Here is a 22128-nt window from a genome sequence, read left to right as displayed (position 1 = left end):
GGTTGAAGTGACAACGCACGCTCCAGATCCTATTCATCAGTTTGAGGTTTCAAGGCTGATTAAGATTTCCATAGGAAATATGGATTTATCGTTTACAAATGTATCATTGTTTACAGTCCTTACGGTTGTTGTAACTTCTATTTTTCTCTTCATTTCGTCATCGAGTCGTGGATTGGTTCCAACGCGGATGCAGTCTCTTTCGGAAATGGCATATGAATTTGTAGCATCGACTCTGCGGGAATCATCTGGTGTGCAGGGGATGCAGTTTTTTCCTTTAGTTTTTTCTCTGTTTACTTTTATTTTAGTTGCTAACTTTATTGGTCTCTTTCCTTATTTTTATACGGTTACATCTCAAATTATGATCACGTTTTCGTTAGCAATGGTGGTGATTTTGACGGTGATTGGTTATGGCTTTTATAAGCATGGGGTCAGTTTTTTGAAACTGTTCGTTCCCAGTGGAGTTCCTGTTGTGGTTTTGCCTCTGGTGACAATGATTGAGGTTATTTCTTTTCTCTCCCGTCCAATTAGTCTTTCTCTTCGTCTTTTTGCGAATATGCTTGCTGGTCATATTACGCTTAAAGTGTTTTCTGGGTTTGTTGTTTCAATGATTGGGGTAGGACTCGTAGGTGTGGGTGGTTCGGTTTTACCGCTTATTATGACTGTAGCAATTACTGCACTTGAGTTTTTGGTCGCATTCCTTCAGGCTTACGTCTTTACGGTTTTAACTTGTATGTATCTTAATGATGCAATTCATCCAGGACATTAATAAAACTGGCGGTTATTCCGTCGAATAATGCAATTTCGCTTTAAAGGAGAATAACATGGAAATGGTGCTTGCAGCAAAATATATTGGCGCTGGTCTTGCTTGCTTTGGTATGGCTGGAACAGCTTTAGGACTTGGTAATATTTTTGGTAGCTATCTTTCTGGTGCATTACGAAATCCATCAGCAGCAGATAGTCAGTTTGGACGTCTCGTCTTTGGTTTTGCTGTAACAGAAGCTTTGGGAATTTTTTCATTGCTCATTGCTTTATTACTTCTTTTTGGGGTTTGATCATCATCAAAAGGGTATATCTGTTCTTGCATGAGGAAAGATTTACCCTTTTAGCTCTTAACCAGAGAGATGCCAGAGAGATGTCAGTCAGTTATCATCGGTTATAGAGGGCTTTAATAAGCTATTTAAAGGATGAAAGAAGATGTTTGTTTCAAGCGCTTATGCACAGAACACTGAAACGTCGATAGAACATATTAAAAAGGTGGCAGAGCATGCAAATCGTGTGTTTCCGCCTTTTGATTTTGTGCATTTTGGTTCGCATTTTTTCTGGTTGGCAATTTCTTTCGGTCTTTTTTATCTTTTTATCTCTCGTGTAATTGTACCACGTATTGGTGGTGTTATTGAAACACGGCGAGATCGAATCGCATCTGATTTAGATCAGGCAATGCGCATGAAGCAGGAAGCAGACATTGTCGTTGAAACTTATGAGCGGAAATTAGCAGAAGCGCGTTTGAATGCGCAGGCTATAGCGCAGGTAGCTAGTGAAGAATTAAAAGAAAAGGCAGAGCTTGAACGGAAAGAAATTGAAGAGAGTTTAGAGAAAAAACTCGCAGATGCTGAAAAACAGATAGCAAAAATTCGGGATAAAGCGATGCAAAATGTTGGTTCTATCGCTGAAGAAGTAGCTCTTGAAATTGTGAAAAAATTGATTGACGTTGATATTAGCAAAGAGGCTGTTCGTTCAGTTGTTAAAACTGCGGATTATTGAGGAAGACAAAGATGACTGATACTTTTTGGGCATTTGTTGGGTTAGTTCTTTTTTTGGCTCTTTTAGTCTATTTCCAAATTCCACAAAGGGTTATACACCATCTTGATGCGCGTGCAAAGCGTATCAAAGATGAACTGGATGAGGCTCTGCGTCTTCGTGAAGAGGCACAGGAAATATTAGCTGAATATCAACGCAAACATGCAGAAGCAGAAAAAGATGCGCAAGAAATTGTTGCAGCAGCAAAGCATGAAGTTGAATCTATTATTGCTGAGTCCCGTGCAAAAGCAGAAGAATATGTAAAAAACCGTAATAAATTGGCAGAACAAAAAATCGCTCAAGCAGAAGCGGATGCAATACGCATGGTTTCTTCATCGGCGATTGATTTGGCAATTTCTACAGCACGTACCCTTATTGCAAGGGAAATAGATTCTAACAAGGCAGATGAACTTATCAAAGAGTCTCTTGAGAAAGAATCATTTATCAAAATGAAAACATATCTTAATTAATGATATTTGAGAGATAAAGAACAGTCTCTTTGGTTACATAATTTTCTCAATATTAATTAATAAAAGTCATAAAAAAGAAAAAATTATCTTCATTGTTTTTATCAGTTAATAGGGTATTTTGATTTTAAATGACAAGTTTTGAGAAGTCTGCAACCGATTGTGTAACAATGTGAGTGCGTTTGAGAAGAGCAAGACGGTTAGCACGAACATCAGTTTTTTTATCATTCACCAATACTTTTTCAAAAAATATATCAATCAATTTTCCAAGTGGCGCTAGCACACTGAGTGCAAATGATAAATTTGTTGCATTGATGGGAGCAAGAACCTTTCTTTCTACTTCACAGATTGCATGATAGAGCTGCTTTTCTTCTTTCTCGACAAAGAGCTCAGGATTAATTTTATTCGCTATTGTTGTGCTTTTTTGAAATTCATTTTCAAGAATATTGGCAGTACGTTTTACAGAGGCTACAAAGTTCATTCCATCGTGGGTATTGATGAAAGCGATAAGCGATTCGACACGACGTGCAACCAATAAAAAATCATCAGAATCTTTATTTAAAACGGCTTCAAGGGCATCGTAACGAGCGCCTTCCTCTTTTAGATAGATTTTCAAACGGTCATGAAAAAAGAATAACAGATCTGATAAAATATATTCTGTTTTTTCTGGAAGCAGATTCTGCAATTGTGAATTTTCTCTTTGAGAGATTTCATATTTATTTTTTTGTTGTAAGAAAAGATTCGTTGCTAACTGGAACAGCGGCATAAGATTGATTTTCCAATCTCGCGAAAGTACAAGCCTAATAATTCCCAATGCTGCTCGTCTTAACGCATAGGGATCTTTTGAGCCCGTTGGTTTTTCATTAATGAGCCAAAAGCCAACGAGCATGTCAATTTTGTCGGAGAGCATAACGGTTATAGCAAGTGGTTCTTGTGGAAGACGATCTGTTGGTCCTTGAGGTCTATAATGGTCTTCGATTGCTACAGCTACGCGAGGATCTTCCCCTTGAAGAAGGGCGTATTTTTGCCCCATAACACCTTGTAGTTCAGGAAATTCTCCGACAATTTCTGTTTGCAAATCAGCTTTTGCAAGGATGGCTGCACGTTTTGCTAAAAGAGGATCTGTTTGTATCAAAGGGGCAATTTCTTGTGCGAGTGCAGCAATGCGTTCTACCCTTGCTCCTTGTGTACCTAATTTAGCATGAAAAGTTACATTCAAATGATCAAGTCGCGCCATTCTTTGATCGAGAGGTTTTTTTATATCAAGCTCAAATTTTTTTATAGAAGATTCCAATTGTTGAAGATCAGGCAAATCATGCTGATCGGTTTGCCAAAAATGAAGTGCATCAGAAAGACGGGCACGGACAACCTTACTATTTCCTTTCGAAATTTCTTTGCCTTCATCATTTGCAAGAATATTAGAAACGAGAATAAAATGATGAGAAAGTTTTACTTTTTCTCCTTGTTTGCGGGTGACAAAACATTTTTGATTGGCTCGAATGGTCAAGCGAATAATTTCTGGAGGAATATCAAGGAATGATTTGTCAAAATCACCCATCAGGATAACAGGCCATTCAACAAGACCAGCAACTTCTTCTAGGAGGGGATTATCTTGAACCAGTTCTAAACCGTTTGCAAAGCAGAGATTTTGGGCATCAGCTAAAATAATATTCTTTCGTCTTTCGGCATCCAGAATGACTTTATGGGTTTCAAGTTGAGTAACATAGTCATCAAAGCGGCGCACTTGAAATGGCTCTCCATCACTTAAGAAACGATGACCATAAGTTAAATTATTGCTTTTAAGAGAACCAATTGTAAACGGAATAACATGTGTTTCACCAATTTCTGGTCCGAAGATGCAAAGAATGTTTTGTAAAGGTCTAATCCACTTCAAAGTACCACTTTGTGCTGAATCTTTTCCCCAACGCATAGATTTCGGCCACGGAAAGTTGCGGATAATATCCGGTAAAATATCGGCAATAATTTCTTCTGCAGCTCGACCTTTTTTAACAATTTTAGCAATATAAAAATGCCCTTTTTTATCATCATGTCCAATATGCGCTTCAGAAACATCATTTAATCCTGTTGCACGTAGAAAACCATCAATTACATGCTGTGGTGATTTTATACTGGGACCTTTGCGTTCTTCATGGACATCTTTGGAGCGTGTGGAAAGTCCGCGTATGTCCAATGTTAGCCGACGAGGTGTCCAATATTCACGAGCAGCTTCATAGATCAATCCAGCATTCACAAGTTGATCTGTAACAGATTTCTTAAGATCAGCAGCAGCTTTTCGTTGCATACGTGCGGGGATTTCTTCACTGAAAAGTTCAAGAAGAAGATCAGACATTAGGCTTCTCCAGTATATATTTGTCCAGCTTCTGTGAGTAAAAAGGCTTCCCCACAACGGCGCGCGAGATTACGAACGCGAAGAATGTAATTTTGTCGTTCGGTTACAGAAATAACGCCACGTGCTTGCAAAAGATTAAAGATATGGCTCGCTTTAATACATTGATCATAGGCAGGAAAAACACAGCGATGGAATACATTTTCTTTATTTGGTTTTCCAGCATCAAGAAGTGCGCTGCATTCGCGTTCTGCATCGATAAAGTGCTGATGGAGCAGTTTTGTATCAGCAAATTCGAAGTTATAATATGAGTATTCCTGTTCTGCCTGTAAAAAAATATCTCTATAACTTATTTTGTTTTCTCCCTCCAAACCATTAAAGTTAAGGTCATAGACGTTATCAACCCCTTGGATATACATCGCTAGACGCTCAAGACCGTATGTGAGTTCCCCTGAAACTGGAGCGCATTCAATGCCGCACACTTGTTGAAAATAAGTAAATTGAGAGACTTCCATTCCATCGCACCAACATTCCCATCCAAGCCCCCAAGCACCAAGAGTGGGACTTTCCCAATCATCTTCAACAAAGCGAATATCATGCAGTTTTGTATCAAGCCCGATAGCTTGTAGCGACTTTATATAAAGTTCTTGTAGATTGAGCGGAGAGGGTTTGAGAAGTACTTGGAATTGATAATAGTGTTGTAAACGATTTGGATTCTTACCATATCGGCCATCTGTTGGACGTCGAGAGGGTTGGACATAAGCAACTTTCCAAGGGCGTGGTCCTAGAGAGCGTAATGTTGTTGCTGGATGAAAAGTCCCAGCTCCGACTTCCATATCGTAAGGTTGCAAAATTGCACACCCATAGTGTGCCCAATAATTTTGCAAAGTTAATATTAGTCCCTGAAAAGAACGTTTGGGGTTAAGATGTTCAGGCAGTTTCACGCTTTATACTCTTTATATTGAACTAAACAAAAAACAAAGTAATTTTAGTTTCTCTATTTATTATTTCATGTGGTTTATGGTTAAGCATCGTTTATTGCAAACCAAATTTCAACTTTTCTTGAATTTGTTCAGAATTTTCTGGTTTTCCGTCAATTGCGTGGTTCCATTGAAAGATTGCTTCACGTTTACGCCCAACTTTCCAATAGGCATCCCCTAAATGATCATTTAGTGTTGGGTCCTCAGGTTGTAATCTGACAGCATTTTCTAATATTTGCACTGCTTTATTATATTCTTTTAGTTTATAATAAGCCCACCCTAAAGAATCGAGAATATGACTGTTGTGAGCTTGTAAAGCAGAGGCTTTTTGTAGCATACGGAGCGATTCTTCAAGCTTCTCACCACGTTCCACAAGGGAATAGGCTAAATAATTAAGAACCTGCGGTTGATTTGGGAAAAATTCAAGTGATTTTCGCAAGTCAAGTTCTGCTTTTGGCCATTGCTTTAAACGTTCAAAAGCAATACCACGCTGATAAAAGAGTTTCCAATCGTCCTGCTGAAAGTTTTTTATCTTTGTAATAGCGTAGTCTAGAGTTTTAATGGCCTCAAGAAATTTATTGTCCTGCATATAAAAAGCAACGAGCGTTATCAAAATATTACGATCATTGGGAAATTTTTTATTTAACAATGTGAGTAATTTTATTGCTTCTTTGTAATTGTTGTTATTGGCAAGAAGGAATGCAAGATGAAGTTGTCCATCTTTATAATAAGGAGATTTAGGGGATAAAGCGCGATAAAGTTTAATTGCTTGATGTGGATCGTTCAATTTAGCAGAAATGTGTGCGAGCTGAAACAGTGTTGCGTCATTTTGAGGGTATAAGGCGAAAGATAATTGCTTAAAAATACGTGCAATTCGCCCTGAGTTTTTGTAGTTGAGGGCTGTTCCAAAATTATATAATACCTCGGCTGCTCCTTGTTGAGGTGTTTTAATAACTCTCTCTAAGAAAGAATTTTTTTCAATTTTTTCTTGAAAATTTTTAAGGACTTCTCGACCTGACAACATTTGTTCGCCATGCTGGATTGTTTGAAGAGCTTGGTTGCGCATATTATGGCGCAATTGGAATGAGGCATAGGCTATGATAATACGCTCATAAGTATTAGGAGCGATAAGAGTTCCCTGTTTGTTACTCAGTGCTTTAATGAAATATTTTTTTGCATCCTTTGGCCGTTCTGCAAGGTCGCTCATAAGTGCTAGATGATAAGATATAAAAAGATCATACCAGACAGGACCTTTGAGTTTCTTAAGATCATCGATTGCCTGAGATTTTTGTCCAGATCCAAATGTAATCCAAGCGCCGATGAGTTCAGGTATTGGATTATTGGACGTAGGAAGTTCCTTTAATTTCAGAAGAGCCTTGGCATTCTTATAATCTTTTTTGATGAGACTTTCTACTGACAAAGTTAAGGAAACAAAGGGAGTTATAACATCGTTCTCTTTGAGTTTTTGGGCTTGTTGGATAGCTTCTTTAAAGTTTCCGACCGAGAGCATAGCTTCAAGGAGCTCTTTTTGTGTTTCAATGTTATCAGGTTGATAAACCAGTGCTTGTTTAAAATAATTGATAGCAAGTTCTGTTTTATTTTCATGATTTGCAACCCGTCCAGCTAAATAAGCACCTGTAAATGAGCTTGTATGAGTTGCTGCACTTATTTTACTGTAGGTGAGGGATGGCATCAGCATGATACCCACGATAAAGAGGGCAAAAAGTCGAGATACCGTTGCAGAGCACATGGAGCTAATCCTTTTCAAGATAATCAATTGATGGTGTTGTTTATAGATCATATCTCATTACTTTGTTGAGAAATACTGCGATTCTTGCAAAGAATTCAGTTTACGCGCGCAATACAAAATTCAACAGTCTCAACGAGAGCATTATAAGCAAGATTTTCATTCATGGGAACAAGAGCATCAATTGCATATTTTCCATAGATGCGTGCTTGTTCTATTGTATCTGTGATACTATCATACTTTTCCATTAAGTGTTGCGCGTGTGCGAAGGATTCATCATTATTATTGCCATCTTCAAGCGCTTTTTTCCAGAAATCTTTTTCTACCATATTCCCACGCTCATATGCGAGAATAACAGGCATTGTGATTTTTCCTTCTCTAAAATCATCCCCTATATTTTTTCCTAAGTTTTGAGCACTACCGCTATAGTCAAGTGCATCATCAATTAATTGGAAAGCTAAACCTAAGGATGTTCCATATTCACGTAATGAAGAACGCTCTTTATTTCCATAGCCAGCAATAATGGGTCCTACTTCAGCGGCTGCTGAAAAAAGTGCTGCTGTTTTTGCATCGATGATTTTGAGATATTCTGAAGGGCTGGTTTTTATATTTTTTGCGGCAGAAAGTTGCATAACTTCTCCTTCAGCAATAATTGCAGCAGCGTTGGCTAGGACAGAGAGCGCTTCTATGGAACCGACATCGACCATCATTTTAAAGGCCTGGCCCAATAGGAAATCACCAACAAGTACACTTGCTTGATTCCCCCAAATCATCCGTGCTGTAGATTTTCCACGTCGTAAATTACTTTCGTCAATCACATCATCGTGTAGCAATGTTGCTGTATGCATAAATTCAACAGCTGTTGCGAGTTTTATATGCCCGTCACTTTGATAACCGAACATATGAGCAGAAGCGAGCGTAATCATTGGGCGTAATCGCTTTCCACCTGATGAAATAAGATGGTTAGAAATTTCAGGGATCATCTCAACCTCTGATTTTGCCATAGAGAGAATAAATTGATTTACGCAATCCATATCTTTTTGAGTAAGATTGACAAGAGGTTGAAGAGAAATTTGATTATTTCTTATTTGTTTTGGTTTGATAGCTGCACTCAATGTGTTTACTCCTAGAGTATTGCAATGGACATATATAAAATTTACTTTATTCATTAGCATAAAGGGGGTTTGGTTTTGACTCAAGCTTTTGATGTCGTTTAAAAGTGTTAGCTTGGAATGTTATTGGCAAGAAATGTTCTTTAGCGAGTGTAATCTTATTGTTATAAAATAATAAAAAATTTAAAATAGCAGCTGAATGGCAAAAATGCAGTTTATAAAGGTGAGCATTAGGCTTTTAAATGGATAAAGCAGCGAATCAGAGTGGTGAAACAATTGACAGTTTTCACCGCGGGAAATTTTATTTGGTTCAACCCCATAAATATGGTCATCGTTCTGGAATGGATGCGATGTTATTAGCTAGTTTGGTTCCAAGTGATTTAAAGGGCAAGGTTGTTGATTTAGGTGCTGGTGCTGGAGCTGCAGGGTTAGCTGTTGCTTCGCGTTGTCTGAAAGTTCATGTTACCTTAGTTGAACGTTCGGCTTTTATGATATCTTATGCTCAAAAAACGCTTATGCTAAAACAAAATAAACAATTTGCTAGCCGAATTTGTTTGCTAGAAGCAGATGTTACCTTCAAAGGGAATGCCCGTATAAAAGCAGGTTTGATAGATAATAGCTTTGATTTTGCGATTATGAATCCACCTTTTAATAATCCCACTGATCGCAAGACACCTGATCAACAAAAATCTGAAGCACATGTTATGCCTGAAGCGATGTTTGATAATTGGTTGCGGAGTGCAGCAGCGATTGTCAAGCCAGGTGGATACTTAGGGCTCATTGCACGACCACAATCACTAGTAGATATTTTGCGTGCTTTAGAAGGGCGCTTTGGTGGTATTTGTATCGTTCCTGTGCATGCACGTGCAAAGACAGCAGCAATTCGTCTTTTATTTTACGCAAAACGAGGAAGCAGAGCAGCTTTATCTATTTTACCGGCATTGGTTATACATGAAGGTAATGACCATACTTTTTCACCCCGAGTTGATGCAATTAATAATGGATATATAAGCTTGTGGGAACTTTTCTAATAGTATCTTGTGTTTTTTAGTTTATTATTTAAAGTCTACACTTTGTTGTTAGGGAGGTTTGACTTTGGATGAAATTATATTTCTGGTTGTAATGTGGGGATTGATTGGCGTTTTTGGATGGTATCGCGTTCTTCCTTTTTGTTGTCCTTGCCTATTTAATTGTTCTTAATTTATAAGGAGATTTTGTTTTGATGGATTTTATTAAAAGTTTTATTCCACGCCGTTTTTCTTCCGATAAACTTGAAATTCCTGTGGTGCGCCTTCAAGGAGCAATTATGGATTCATCAGCATCTATATCTCGTACCCTTTCCCTCAGTAGGTGTGCAAATCTTTTAGAGAAGGCTTTCGCACACAAAAAGTCACCGGTTGTTGCACTTATTATTAATTCTCCTGGTGGTTCACCTGTACAATCGCGTTTTATCTTCAAGCGCATTCGTGACTTGGCAGAAGAAAAAAATAAAAAGGTTCTTGTGTTTATTGAAGATATTGCAGCATCTGGTGGTTATATGATTGCTTGTGCAGGGGATGAAATTTTTGCAGATCCTTCTTCAATTGTTGGTTCCATTGGAGTGGTTTCAGCTTCCTTTGGTTTTCCGGAACTTTTGAAGAAAATTGGTATCGAACGGCGTGTATACACAGCAGGAAAGAACAAAGTTACATTAGATCCATTTCAGCCAGAAAAAAAGGCGGATATTGAGCATTTGAAATCTCTCCAACTTGAAGTGCATCAAACTTTTATCGATTTGGTTAAAGAACGGCGTGCTGAAAAATTATCAGATGATTCGAATCTCTTTACAGGAATGTTTTGGAGTGGAAAACAAAGCGTTGGGCTTGGTCTGGTTGATGGATTGAATGATGTACGTTCTGTTATTAAGGAGCGCTTTGGTAATGATGCAAAACTTCGACTTATTATGCCTCCAAAAAGTTTTTTAGGACCTAAAACGCCTTCAGGAGTGACGGCACATACGGTCTATACAGTCGTTGATAGTGCATTGATGGCAGCAGAAGAGCGAGCTCTTTGGCAGCGTTATGGTTTGTGATGGAAAGGATCATTCAAGCCAGAGAGATTTTTATCTAAAAACAGATACTAGAAGAAAAAAGGCTTGAAATGATACGAATGAGAACATGTCGTTTATTTTGTATGAGAACTCTTTATATTTATTGTTTTTTAGAAAACGATTAAGAATATTCCAAGCTGTTTATAGGGCTCGTGCTAAAAGTATGGGTAAAAGGGGGAAATTTTTAAAAGAACCCTATGTAAGTGAATATTACGTCATATGATATCAAATGTACAAACTTCGTTCCAAAGACATTCCTATTTATTTACACCTATTAAATTGAATTTAGCTCTACATGTTGTAGGGCAACGTGCTGACGGGTATCATTTAATAGAGAGTTTGGTTTATTTTAGTCTTAGCGGTGATTGTCTACACTATGCACCTTGTGAAAATAATCAGTTTGTTTTGACGGGGTCGTTTGCAAAAGGGCTTGTTTCTCATTTAGACAATTTGGTTATTCGCGCAAGGGACTTTATGCATAAGACTTTTCCGGAATGTGCTCAACCTGCTTTTTTTCGGCTTGTAAAAACATTACCTGTTGCTTCAGGCATTGGTGGTGGCTCAGGTGATGCAGCTGGGGTTATCAGCATGTTGCGTCGGCAGTGGAATCTTGATTGCTCTTACGAAGAATTAGCAAAAATGAGCTTAGTTCTTGGTGCTGATGTTCCCATGTGCCTTTGTGCATTAGAGTATCAGCAGCCGCTTTTGGTTAAAGGAATTGGTCAAGAGATGATACGACTAAAAGAAGCTTGTTCATTAGCAATGGTATTGGTTAATCATGGACAAGAGATTTCAACACAAGCTGTTTTTAAAGCGTTAGAGAAGCGTCATAATCCTTCTTTAAAAATTAATACAGACGCTTTAAAGAGTGTTGATTCATTAGTTGAAGTTTTACAAGAAACGCGTAATGATCTTTTTTCTCCTGCATTAAAAATAGCACCTCAGTTAGCTGAAGTGTTATCTATATTAGATGAATGTGGGGCTCTTTTTTCCCGTATGTCTGGAACGGGAGCAACTTGCTTTGGCATTTTTAAAAATAAACAAACGGCGCAACAAGCAGCTCTTTTTATCAAATCAATGTACCCAAATTGGTTTGTAAAACCTATCATGACTTTAGGAAATATTTGATAAATAAATATAAAAGCTTTTATTTTATCATGATTTTATTATACATAATAAAAGAGGGTAACCAAAGAAATGTGTTTTTTTATTTTTTGTGCAAGAATTCGTGGAATGTTTGAAGAGCCATTTAAAACTGTAATGCTTGCAAAAAATGATCAGGCTACAGAAATAGATGTATGTTTGTTGTATTTGTGATGTATCAAAGATGTTTAATTTGCCGCTTCAACCAAATTTTTCGTGCGAATTGGATTTGCAAAAACAGGGTTTTTTTCATATAGCAGGTGTTGATGAAGTAGGACGGGGGCCTCTCGCTGGACCTGTGGTAACAGCAGCCGTTATCTTGGATAGAGATCGTATTCCTAATGGGTTAAATGATTCAAAAAAACTTTCTTTTTTCCAACGAAATAGACTTTATCATGAAATTTTGCAAAGTGCATTAGCGGTTTCAGTCGCCAGTCTTTGTGCTCGTACAATTGATCAATCTAATATTAGAAAAGCAACGTTAGAAGCAATGCGTCGCTGTATTATAGGATTAGCCATTCCAGCCCACTATGTCCTTGTTGATGGGCGTGATATTCCTTCTGAGTTGTCCTGTCCTGCAATGGCATTGATTAAGGGCGATCAGCGTTCAGTTTCAATTGCAGCCGCATCTATTATTGCGAAAGTAACGCGTGATCGGATGATGGAATGTACAGGACAAGTTTATAAAGGGTATGGTTTAGAGAAGCATGTAGGTTATGCAACGCTAGCGCATCGTACAGCTCTTGATAAATATGGACCAGTTATAGGATTACATCGTTATAGTTTTGCACCACTAAAAGAGTGTTATAGAAATGATGTGTCATGACGATTCTACCACTCGATAGTGCTTCGATAAGAGAGGCAATAGCGCTTCTTGAACAAGGGAAGTTAGTAGCGTTACCAACGGAAACTGTTTATGGATTAGCGGGCGATGCAACCAATGGGAGGGCAATTTCTTCTATTTATTCTACAAAGGGTCGTCCACAAATTAATCCTCTTATTGCGCATGTTAGCGGCATCGAAATGGCGGAACGTTATGTTAAAATTGACTTTCTTTCACGCCAATTAATAGAAGAATTTTGGCCAGGGCCTTTGACATTGGTTTTGCCTTTAAAGGAACAGCATAATATCCATCCTTTAACAACCTCTGGTTTGAATACCTTGGCTGTTCGTTTTCCAGACAGTCGTTTTGCGGAAGTGGTACAACATTTTGGCCGTCCACTTGCTGCTCCTAGTGCGAATCAATCGGGGCGTCTTAGCCCTACTTCAGCTGAGGCTGTTTTTGCATCTTTGGGGGAATCTGTTCCTTTGATATTGGACGGAGGACCTGCTAAAATAGGGCTGGAATCAACGATTATTAAAATTTGTGGTGAAAATATTTATCTTTTGCGTCCAGGCGGGCTTGCGGCTGATGAAATTGAAGAGGTTGTGGGGAAGCCTTTAAAACGGATAGATCAAAGGGCGGCGATTGAAGCTCCTGGGATGTTAAAATCGCATTATGCTCCCAATGCTACGGTTCGTTTGAATGTAGAAAAGGTGGAAAATGGTGAAGCGCTTTTAGCATTTGGTTCAAAGCGTGTTATGGGGGCTGAAAATGCCGTTTCTATTTTAAACCTTAGCGAAGATGGAAAGTTGGAAGAGGCAGCCTTTCATTTATTTCAATATATGAAGGAATTAGATTCATTTAAAGTGAGATGTATCGCAGTAGAACCTATTCCATCATACGGATTAGGAGAGGCTATCAATGATCGTCTTATACGGGCTGCGGCTCCAAAGGAGAAATGAACATGGAGCAGGAATTAATTGAAGGGTTTAGGGAAATTGTTGGTGCTAAGCATGCTATAACGGATCAAGCGTTGATTGCACCGTATTTGCTTGAAGAGCGTGGGCTTTTTCATGGAAAAACACCTTTACTTTTACGTCCATCTTCTTGCGCAGAGGTCTCATCGATTATGCAGTTAGCGAGCAAAACGCGCACACCGATTGTGCCACAGGGTGGAAATACAGGGCTTGTGGGGGGACAACAACCAGATGAAGGAGGAGGGAGCGTTCTTTTATCCATGGAGCGATTAAATAAGATTAGAGCTATAAATCTTGAGGGAAATTTTGTTGTTGTAGAGGCTGGTGTTATTTTACAGGATTTACAGAAAAAAGTGGATGAATCAGGTCGTTTTTTCCCTCTTTCTTTGGCATCTGAAGGTTCTTGCCAAGTAGGAGGAAATCTTTCGTCGAATGCTGGAGGGACAGCTGTTTTAGCTTATGGCAATATGCGTGATCTTTGTCTTGGTTTAGAAGTTGTTTTACCGGATGGGCGTATTTTAGATGATTTGCGTTTTGTTAAAAAAGACAATAGCGGTTATGATTTAAAAGATCTTTTTATTGGTGCAGAAGGCACATTGGGAGTTATAACCGCAGCCGTTTTGAAGATGTTTCCAAAAATAAAAGGAAAAGCTGTTGCTTTGGTGGGATTATATAGTCCGGCGAAGGCCTTAGAGTTTTTATCTCTGGCTCAAGAATATGGAGGAGGGATGTTGACAGGTTTTGAGCTCATGGGAAATCTCAGTTTGCAAATGGCTTTAGATTATAAGATGTGTGAGAAGCCTCCTCTTCAGCGGAAACATGAATGGTATGTATTAATGAACATTTCATCGTTGCAAGGCAATGATGAGGCGTTATCGGTATTGAGTACTATTTTAGAAGAAGCTTTAAAGAATGCGGTGATAGAAGATGCAGTTGTTGCGCAATCTTTAAAACAGCAAGATTTTTTTTGGCAATTACGAGAAAGTATATCATCAGCACAAAAGTTAGCAGGAGGGTCCATTAAGCATGATATTGCAATCCCACTTGCTTCTATTCCTGATTTTATTGCTGAGGCAGCGCTCATTGTTGAAGATATTGCTCCAGGAGCACAGGTGATTTGTTTTGGACACATGGGCGATGGAAATTTACATTATAATATTACACAACCTGTAGGAGCTGATACGACAGTGTTTTTGCAGTTATGGTCAACAATGAATCATCGCATTCATAGTTTAGTGGTGGACTATAGAGGTGCATTTTCTGCTGAGCATGGAATTGGTCAGCTTAAGCGCGAAGAACTTCGTTCTTTTAAATCGCCTGTCGCATTGGATATTATGCAAGGGATTAAAAAAACACTCGATCCTTTAGGGATAATGAATCCTGGAAAAGTATTATAATTCAAGAATGGTGATCATGCATTTTTGTTTAGATTTTAATAACCAAAAAAGAAACCAGTTGTTTTTTATTCAAACTTTTAATAATCCAATGAGAAAAAGCTGCTAAAGGGTGTATGTTATTTAAGATAAATTGGGATAATGTATATGGCTAATCAATGCTTTAATCAGGCAAAAGCGGTGCTTGAATTTCGGTTAGATCCGTGCCATTTGCCACAAACGACGACATATTTTTCATCCAAAACGGGTAATCAGGTTATTTGTTCGTTAAATGAGCGTGGTGTTTCTTTTAAAACGGATATGCCTTCAAGCTTATCGCATTTAATACCCCCTTATCATTTTCAAGGAATTGCAGCACGTACCGTAAAAACGCGTTCAGGAGAAAGAGCTGTTGCATTAGAATTACTTCATGCCGATGAGGAAGCTTGTATACCGCTTTTGGTTTCCAGAGATTTGAATAATGTTCTTCTGGATTGGCGGTTATGGGCGGATACTTATGGCCTTCCCATGCTTATGATCAATGAAGATAATCGCATTCTGGTTGTAAAAGATCGTTCTGATTTACATCGATTTTTTGCTACAACAGCACATTCTAAACAAAAGCATTTTTTACTTCGTTATAGCAATCCGTTAGGCTTGCGTTTGGTGATTGCGAATCGAATTGCACTCCAGTAAATTAACATGCATTCATTTTTGTACGACCGTCAGCATTTATCTTGTTGTGCTGTAAAACATCGTTGTTTGGGGAGGTAACATAAGGCATGTAAACTTCACACATGAAGTGTTGTTAGAAGATATGGCGAATATTCTTAAGTTTGCTTGTAGGTCTTTGTGTAAGTGCAGCATATGAGTGGGAAGCAAGAGGAACCCGCTTAATGAGAATTCAGACCTTTACAGACGGGATTTGGTGTGACTTTTGGTTCTTGAAAACAAAGAGAAAGTCAATGATTGTAAATGAGAGTTTTTTGACACCATACATTGGCAGCAGGAATCGATGATGTAAAACGCTTTTTTCAGAGAGGTAAAAACGGTTTTCATAACAATAGAAACTGTTTTTTTGCGGTATAATTTTGGGTTTTTGCCACATTATTAAAAACACCAGAAGATTACTGGAAGTGTTTTTGAATTTTTTTTATAAATCATTTCTCCATGTTGAATGAAAGCTTTGAATATTGCAGAATATTCTTATTTCATCTCTCTTTTATAATCAAAATCATTTAGATAGAAAGGGTTATCGTAATATTGAGAATTGGAAAATACAATGATGGTATAGGTTTTTATTTTTATTCCAGAAAGCTGGCAGAATGGATTTATACTATTTGCAGGTAGTGTCGTAAAATGGGAATGATAAGCATGAGAGATATTGTTTAAGAATTTGTATGTGAATAACATAACTATCTTTTTTGGGCATTTTATTTTTCGTAAAAGCGGAATTTCACTAAAAACGCGATAAATAAAAGGAATGATAGTATATACGTTTTTCCTCAGGATTTTATAAGAAAGAAAGTGTTTATAAAAATGATGAGAAAATGCGTTTAAAGTAAAGACAACAGTAAAATGATTATTTTATATTACATCTTCAGATTCAGAAAATTTTCCTATTTTATCATGAGTAGATATCCTATTTACAATATTTGATTGTTCAAAGGAAAGCACACTTATTTTTTCAAAGTTATGGTCAACGTAAAACAGTGAGAAAATTTTTGTATCATGCTCTTATATAAAATAAGAAAATCGTAAAAAAAGAATATTCAAAGGATTTAATTTTCTCGCGCAACGGCTCTCCATCCGATATCTCGACGAACAAAACCTTCTGGCCAATCAATACAATCAACAGCTTCATAAGCACGTTTTTGTGCATGCGTAATCGTTTTTCCTGTTGCAGTTATATTGAGTACACGTCCACCATTTGCAATGAGTTCTCCATCACGCAACACTGTACCAGCTTGAAAAACTTTCACATCGGGAAGAGTGTTTACTTGATCAACGTTACGGATAACAGTACCTTTTTGGGGAGAGTCTGGATAACCACTAGCAGCCATAACAACGGTGAGAGCTGTTTTTTCAGACCACCGAAGAGGCTTATTTTCAAGTTTTCCTTGAGATGCAGCAAGAAAAATTGGCAAAATATCATCTTTGAGGCGCATCATTAAAACTTGACATTCAGGATCACCGAATCGTACGTTAAATTCAATTAATTCGGGTCCTTTTTGCGTTATCATTAATCCGACGAAGAGAATACCTTTAAAGGGGGCGCCCATTTCTTTCATGCTTTTTAAAGCTGGTTCAACAATTTCTTTGAGAGTACGATTCACTATTTCTTGGGTCATGATGGGCGCTGGTGAATAAGCACCCATACCACCGGTGTTTGCTCCAGTATCCCCATCACCTACACGTTTATGATCTTGAGCAGATCCAAAAGGAAGAGCAACTTTACCATCACAAAGGCAGAAGAAGCTTGCTTCTTCACCTTCAAGAAAAGATTCTACAACAATTTTGTTTCCTGCATCTCCAAATGTACTTTTGAAGCAGGCATCAACTGCGTTAAACGCTTCTTCCATAGTTGTTGCAACCACGACACCTTTGCCAGCTGCTAAGCCATCAGCTTTAATAACAATGGGAACACCTTGTTGCTGAATGTAAGCTTTAGCTTTAGAGGCATCATTAAAGCATTGGTAACTTCCTGTAGGAATGTTATTCTTCCGACATAAATCTTTTGTAAAGGCTTTTGAACCTTCTAGTTGAGCAGCTTTTTGAGTAGGACCAAATACACAGATGTTAGCGCTATTAAGAGAGTCTGTTATACCCGCCACCAAGGGTGCTTCTGGTCCTACAATTACAAGATCAATAGAATGTGCCTTACAAAAATCAATAACAAGGGGATGGTCATCAATGTTCAAATTAATATTTTCACCAAATTCTGTTGTTGCAGGATTTCCAGGAGCACAATATAACTTTGTTAGCAGTGGTGATGCTGCTATTTTCCATGCTAAAGCATGTTCTCGTCCACCTGAGCCAATAAGAAGAATATTCATTGCTTGCTCCTCTCATAAAAGATAATTAATCTCATCCTCTTCTCATAAGAATGAAATGTCTCTATCGCAAGACCAAAGGTAAATCATTTGATGAAAAAAAATAAAAATATCGCGCATGTTCAGTCCTATGATAGCCAAGGACGGGTTATGGATGCATCTTCCAAACAATGGGTCTACAGCTTCCTTCCCCGTTCTTTATGGTTTTATGCGCAATTGGCGCGTTGGGATCGACCTATCGGTTGGCAATTGTTGATGTGGCCTTGTTTTTGGTCAACAACAATGGCTTTTTTCTCTTATAACATGCATTACGATACTCTTTTATCAATGTTTCTTCATTGGGTTTGGTATCTTTTTCTTTTTTTTCTGGGATCTATTGCTATGCGAGGGGCAGGATGTACTTGGAATGATCTTATTGACCATAAAATTGATGCTCAGGTAGAAAGGACACGTTCTCGCCCATTGCCAACAGGTCATGTGAGTCGGTTTCAAGCGAGAGTTTTTATCCTTGTGCAATGTTTTGTTGGTTTAGTCGTTTTATCACAATTTAATAGGTTTAGTTTTTTTCTAGGTATTTCGTCATTGATAGCTGTTGCATTTTATCCTTTTATGAAACGCGTAACATATTGGCCGCAGTTTTTTTTAGGCGTTGCATTTAATTGGGGGGCATTAATGGGGTGGGCTGTTGTCTTTGGAAGTTTAAGCTGGGCACCAATCTTGCTTTATGTGGGATCAATTTTGTGGACCATAGGATACGACACAATCTACGCACATCAAGATAAAGAAGATGACGTTACTGTTGGTGTCCGTTCTACGGCTCTTCTTTTTGGTAAAGCAACCAAGCGTGCTTTAGTATTTTTGTATGGTGGTTTTGTGATGTTCGTTAGTCTAGCATTTTATTTAGCTGGAGTCCCTGTTCTTAGTTTTTTGGGGATTTTTGTGGCAAGTATCCATATGTTTATTCAAATTAAAGTCATTGATATAGATGATAGTTCACAATGCCTCAGGCTTTTCAAATCTAATTCGCTTATTGGTTTTGTGATTTTTTCTGGTTTAGTATGTGGGGGTATATGGATGATATTTTATCCTGCGGTCTAAAAATAAGTTAGCTAAAATCATAGTTTCTACTGAATACAGTATGTTTTTTTTAATAAGCTTGTTGCTAATCTATTTTTAAGCAATACAGTAGAAAATATCACCAATTAACCTTTACAGTGAAAATAAAATTCTTCTATTTAAATAGAATAAATCATCTTCTTTTAGAATTTTTCGAATAAAAAATATTTGTTTAATTATTGCGAAGAAAAAATCTTCATAACGATGAAGTTTGAAGGATTAGGGATAAAGTTTTTGTCTTTTCCAATCGCTGTGTTCAACACAATCCCGTGTAAAAAGCAAACGATCATGTAAACGAAATGGGCGATCGCACCAGAACTCTATAGAAAGGGGTTTAACACGAAACCCAGACCAATAAGGTGGTCGTGGAATATTGCCTAGAGCATAACGCGCAGTATATTGAGCAATTGCTTTTTCGAGCACAAAACGATTGTCTAAAGGTTGAGATTGTTTAGAGGCCCATGCACCAATTCGACTACCACGTGGTCGCGATTGGAAATAGGCATCGGCTTCCTGTTGACTTACTTTTTCAACGATTCCTCTAATTCTGACTTGACGACGGAGTGATTTCCAATGAAAACCTAAGGATGCTTTCATTGATTTTAAAATTTCTTGTCCTTTACAGCTTTCATAATTGGTATAGAAGACGAATCCTTGGGGACTGTAGTCTTTGAGGAGAACCATACGAACATTAGGGAGTCCTGTTTCGTCAACTGTTGCTAATGCCATAGCATTCGGATCATTTATTTCACTTATCGTTGCCTCTTCAAGCCACTTTGCGAAAAGTTCAAAAGGTTTTTGCATTTTCATAAAATGATCATCTGTTGGTATTTTTGTGCTCATAGTTTCTCCAAATATCAGTGAGCATGGGTGAGGCATTTTCTCATTTACTTGATCATCAAGAAGTTACAGTACTATTTTTTCTTATTTTCAAAAAGCCAATGCTATCGTGTATTTCTATGGTAGTTTAATTATTTTTTACTTTAGCATAGACTACAAGGAGCTATATTAAATAAATGTCTCATTTTATCTGGTATTTTAGTTTATTGATAGACATATAAAGAGAAAAGAAGAAATTATTCTCTAGAATAGACTAATGAAGCTATAAGGGATATTGAACAACGTATCAGTTGATATTTTGAAAACGAAGAAATTGAAAAGAGGGCAATATGCGTGATCCCTACACGATTCTGGGTGTGGCACGTACCGCAAAATCGCAAGAGATTAAATCGGCATTTAGAAGATTAGCGAAGAAATATCATCCAGACCATAATAAAGATGATACAAAGGCTAAAGAGAAATTTGCTGAAATTAATCAAGCCTATGAAATTATAGGTGATAAAGATAAAAAGGCACAATTTGACCGCGGTGAAATTGATATGGAAGGAAAACCGCTTTATCAAGCCTATGGTGCTGGTGAAAATTTTAGCAATAAACAAAATCCCTTTTCAGGAAGAGCAAAGGGATTTGATTTTTCCTCTTCAGGTGGTGCAAGTTTTGATGCGAGTGATATTTTTCGGGATCTGTTTGGAGGAGGAGGTAGCTTTTCGAATTCCACACACTATAACCGTCCCCAACAAGGAGCACATGTTCGTGCTAATCTTGCCATAACATTAGAGCAGATGGTTGGCGCAGAAAAGGTGGAGGCTGTTTTTCCAAATGGAAAAAAGTTAAAAATTAAACTTCCAGATTATATTGAAGACGGACAGACTATTCGTTTAAAAGGTCAGGGAGAAGAGGTACCTCACGGGCAAGCAGGAGATGCGTTGATAACCATTCAGATTCAAAAACATCCTCGTTTTCGGGTTGAAGGAAAAGCACTCCATCTTGATTTACCAGTTTCTCTTAAACATGCTGTTTTGGGAGCAAAAGAAGAAGTTGAGACGTTGGAGGGGCGTGTGGTTTTAACGATTCCTGCGTGGTCAAGTTCTGATCGCGTTTTACGGTTGAAAGGGAAAGGGCTTCGTTTAAAAAATGGTACAAGAGATGATCTTTATGTGCATGTTCGCATTATGTTGCCGGGAGATGAAAATGCCGCCGCACTAGAACAGTTTTTGCAAATGCAACAAGATTAATTTTAAAAATTTTATATATAAAAGCGTAGTTTTTGTTTGATTTTAAACCAATTGCTTGAAGAAAAAGTTGACCTGTGTCATAGGCAGGTGAATAATACTAATTTTAAGTAACAATGGGGCAGTGCTGATGGCTAAGGGTAATGGTTTATTGTACGGTAAGCGTGGTTTAATTTTGGGGTTGGCCAATAATCGCTCCATCGCTTGGGGAATCGCTAAAGCGGCAAGTAGCGCAGGGGCAGAGCTTGCTTTTACCTATCAGGGTGAAGCAATGAAAAAGCGTGTCGAGCCTTTGGCTGAAGAATTAAAGGGATTTGTTTGTGGACATTGTGATGTTTCTGACAGTGTCTCTATTGATACGGTCTTTAGAGAAATAGAGAAGAAATGGGGAAAACTTGATTTTTTAGTTCATGCTATTGGTTTTTCTGATAAAGATGAATTAAGTGGTCGTTATATTGATATCAGCGAATCAAATTTTATGATGACGATGAATATTTCCGTTTATTCCCTAACAGCTCTAACGAAGCGTGCAGAAAAATTGATGCCAGATGGTGGTTCAATCTTGACACTAACCTATTATGGTGCAGAAAAGGTTGTTCCCAATTATAATGTAATGGGGGTTGCCAAAGCCGCTCTTGAAGCGAGCGTGAAATATTTAGCGGTAGATTTAGGTCCCCAAAATATTCGTGTTAATGCTATATCTGCTGGACCAATTAAAACGTTAGCGGCTTCTGGTATTGGTGATTTTCGTTATATTTTAAAATGGAATGAATATAATGCTCCATTACGTCGTACGGTAACAATTGAAGAGGTTGGTGATTCTGCGCTTTATTTTCTTTCAGATTTGTCTCGTTCTGTTACCGGCGAAGTCCATCATGTCGATTCGGGTTATAATATCATAGGTATGAAAGCAGTTGATGCCCCAGACATTTCTGTCGTTAAAGAATAAAGTTTGGTTTATAAGATTTTATTAGACAGCAGTAATTTGACCAAATTTAAGGTGTCCAAGAGTATTTGGGAGAAAAGAGTTGT

The 22128-nt window shown here is 37.9% G+C and carries 20 protein-coding genes; 14 read left to right on the top strand and 6 right to left on the bottom strand.

The window, feature by feature from the left end:
• The first annotated feature begins 7 nt into the window (after nucleotides 1-7).
• The 4 genes from ACFIMS_RS06515 (at nucleotide 8) to ACFIMS_RS06500 (ending at nucleotide 2267) form a co-directional block, all read left to right on the top strand.
• Entirely contained in the window at nucleotides 8-766 is a 759-nt protein-coding gene (locus ACFIMS_RS06515; protein ID WP_273790444.1) for a F0F1 ATP synthase subunit A, read from the top strand.
• A 55-nt stretch (nucleotides 767-821) separates the two neighbouring features.
• Nucleotides 822-1052, top strand: a complete 231-nt coding sequence (locus ACFIMS_RS06510; protein WP_005773968.1) for a F0F1 ATP synthase subunit C — start codon at nucleotides 822-824, stop codon at nucleotides 1050-1052.
• A gap of 142 nt (nucleotides 1053-1194) precedes the next feature.
• Nucleotides 1195-1761, top strand: a complete 567-nt coding sequence (locus ACFIMS_RS06505; protein ID WP_273790398.1) for a F0F1 ATP synthase subunit B — start codon at nucleotides 1195-1197, stop codon at nucleotides 1759-1761.
• A gap of 11 nt (nucleotides 1762-1772) precedes the next feature.
• Nucleotides 1773-2267: a F0F1 ATP synthase subunit B gene (locus ACFIMS_RS06500; protein WP_375663699.1), complete on the top strand. Its 495-nt coding sequence runs from the start codon at nucleotides 1773-1775 to the stop codon at nucleotides 2265-2267.
• Nucleotides 2268-2391: 124 nt separating this feature from the next.
• On the opposite strand, the gene glyS is transcribed toward ACFIMS_RS06500, so the two are convergent.
• From glyS to ACFIMS_RS06480, 4 genes are all read right to left on the bottom strand, one after another.
• Nucleotides 2392-4614 carry a glycine--tRNA ligase subunit beta gene (glyS, locus tag ACFIMS_RS06495; protein ID WP_375681151.1) on the bottom strand — a complete coding sequence of 741 codons (2223 nt, stop codon included), beginning with the start codon at nucleotides 4612-4614 and terminating at the stop codon, nucleotides 2392-2394.
• A complete protein-coding gene (locus ACFIMS_RS06490; RefSeq protein ID WP_375606430.1) occupies nucleotides 4614-5555 on the bottom strand; it encodes a glycine--tRNA ligase subunit alpha in 942 nt (313 codons plus the stop codon). The genes glyS and ACFIMS_RS06490 overlap by 1 nt, the downstream gene beginning before the upstream one ends.
• A gap of 91 nt (nucleotides 5556-5646) precedes the next feature.
• Complete coding sequence (locus ACFIMS_RS06485; RefSeq protein WP_375681152.1) at nucleotides 5647-7341, bottom strand: tetratricopeptide repeat protein; 1695 nt, start codon at nucleotides 7339-7341, stop codon at nucleotides 5647-5649.
• 95 nt (nucleotides 7342-7436) lie between these two features.
• Nucleotides 7437-8513 (bottom strand): polyprenyl synthetase family protein, encoded by a 1077-nt coding sequence (locus ACFIMS_RS06480; protein ID WP_375629760.1) that lies wholly within the window; start codon nucleotides 8511-8513, stop codon nucleotides 7437-7439.
• Nucleotides 8514-8692: 179 nt separating this feature from the next.
• Between ACFIMS_RS06480 and ACFIMS_RS06475 the strand changes: the two genes are divergently transcribed.
• The 7 genes from ACFIMS_RS06475 (at nucleotide 8693) to ACFIMS_RS06445 (ending at nucleotide 15551) form a co-directional block, all read left to right on the top strand.
• Nucleotides 8693-9481 (top strand): tRNA1(Val) (adenine(37)-N6)-methyltransferase, encoded by a 789-nt coding sequence (locus tag ACFIMS_RS06475; RefSeq protein ID WP_375629758.1) that lies wholly within the window; start codon nucleotides 8693-8695, stop codon nucleotides 9479-9481.
• 191 nt (nucleotides 9482-9672) lie between these two features.
• Entirely contained in the window at nucleotides 9673-10521 is an 849-nt protein-coding gene (locus ACFIMS_RS06470) for a S49 family peptidase (RefSeq protein WP_375612095.1), read from the top strand.
• A gap of 237 nt (nucleotides 10522-10758) precedes the next feature.
• Complete coding sequence (locus tag ACFIMS_RS06465) at nucleotides 10759-11667, top strand: 4-(cytidine 5'-diphospho)-2-C-methyl-D-erythritol kinase (RefSeq protein ID WP_375629755.1); 909 nt, start codon at nucleotides 10759-10761, stop codon at nucleotides 11665-11667.
• A gap of 199 nt (nucleotides 11668-11866) precedes the next feature.
• Nucleotides 11867-12508, top strand: coding sequence for a ribonuclease HII (locus ACFIMS_RS06460; RefSeq protein ID WP_375638046.1), 642 nt, complete (start codon nucleotides 11867-11869; stop codon nucleotides 12506-12508).
• Nucleotides 12505-13467 (top strand): L-threonylcarbamoyladenylate synthase, encoded by a 963-nt coding sequence (locus ACFIMS_RS06455; protein WP_375696506.1) that lies wholly within the window; start codon nucleotides 12505-12507, stop codon nucleotides 13465-13467. Before ACFIMS_RS06460 ends, ACFIMS_RS06455 begins: the two co-directional genes overlap by 4 nt.
• Nucleotides 13468-13469: 2 nt before the next feature.
• Nucleotides 13470-14879: an FAD-binding oxidoreductase gene (locus tag ACFIMS_RS06450; protein WP_375696505.1), complete on the top strand. Its 1410-nt coding sequence runs from the start codon at nucleotides 13470-13472 to the stop codon at nucleotides 14877-14879.
• Nucleotides 14880-15023: 144 nt separating this feature from the next.
• Nucleotides 15024-15551, top strand: a complete 528-nt coding sequence (locus tag ACFIMS_RS06445) for a DUF6101 family protein (protein ID WP_375696504.1) — start codon at nucleotides 15024-15026, stop codon at nucleotides 15549-15551.
• A 1085-nt stretch (nucleotides 15552-16636) separates the two neighbouring features.
• Here ACFIMS_RS06445 and purD read toward each other — a convergent pair.
• Nucleotides 16637-17911: a phosphoribosylamine--glycine ligase gene (gene purD / locus ACFIMS_RS06440; protein ID WP_375638048.1), complete on the bottom strand. Its 1275-nt coding sequence runs from the start codon at nucleotides 17909-17911 to the stop codon at nucleotides 16637-16639.
• Nucleotides 17912-18001: 90 nt separating this feature from the next.
• On the opposite strand from purD, the gene ubiA reads away from it, so the two are divergent.
• Nucleotides 18002-19006 carry a 4-hydroxybenzoate octaprenyltransferase gene (gene ubiA, locus ACFIMS_RS06435; RefSeq protein WP_375634211.1) on the top strand — a complete coding sequence of 335 codons (1005 nt, stop codon included), beginning with the start codon at nucleotides 18002-18004 and terminating at the stop codon, nucleotides 19004-19006.
• Nucleotides 19007-19243: 237 nt separating this feature from the next.
• Here the strand turns inward: ubiA and pdxH are convergent, their stop codons facing one another.
• Entirely contained in the window at nucleotides 19244-19867 is a 624-nt protein-coding gene (gene pdxH, locus ACFIMS_RS06430) for a pyridoxamine 5'-phosphate oxidase (RefSeq protein ID WP_375611119.1), read from the bottom strand.
• A gap of 326 nt (nucleotides 19868-20193) precedes the next feature.
• On the opposite strand from pdxH, the gene ACFIMS_RS06425 reads away from it, so the two are divergent.
• Both ACFIMS_RS06425 and fabI read left to right on the top strand, forming a co-directional pair.
• A complete protein-coding gene (locus tag ACFIMS_RS06425) occupies nucleotides 20194-21099 on the top strand; it encodes a DnaJ C-terminal domain-containing protein (protein WP_375634213.1) in 906 nt (301 codons plus the stop codon).
• A 127-nt stretch (nucleotides 21100-21226) separates the two neighbouring features.
• Complete coding sequence (gene fabI, locus ACFIMS_RS06420; protein WP_273787904.1) at nucleotides 21227-22045, top strand: enoyl-ACP reductase FabI; 819 nt, start codon at nucleotides 21227-21229, stop codon at nucleotides 22043-22045.
• Nucleotides 22046-22128 lie beyond the last annotated feature (83 nt).

The organism is Bartonella sp. AP331QHHD (genome assembly GCF_042195905.1).
In the GTDB taxonomy this organism is placed as follows: Bacteria; Pseudomonadota; Alphaproteobacteria; order Rhizobiales; family Rhizobiaceae; genus Bartonella.
This window is presented reverse-complemented; position numbering and strand designations above follow the sequence as displayed.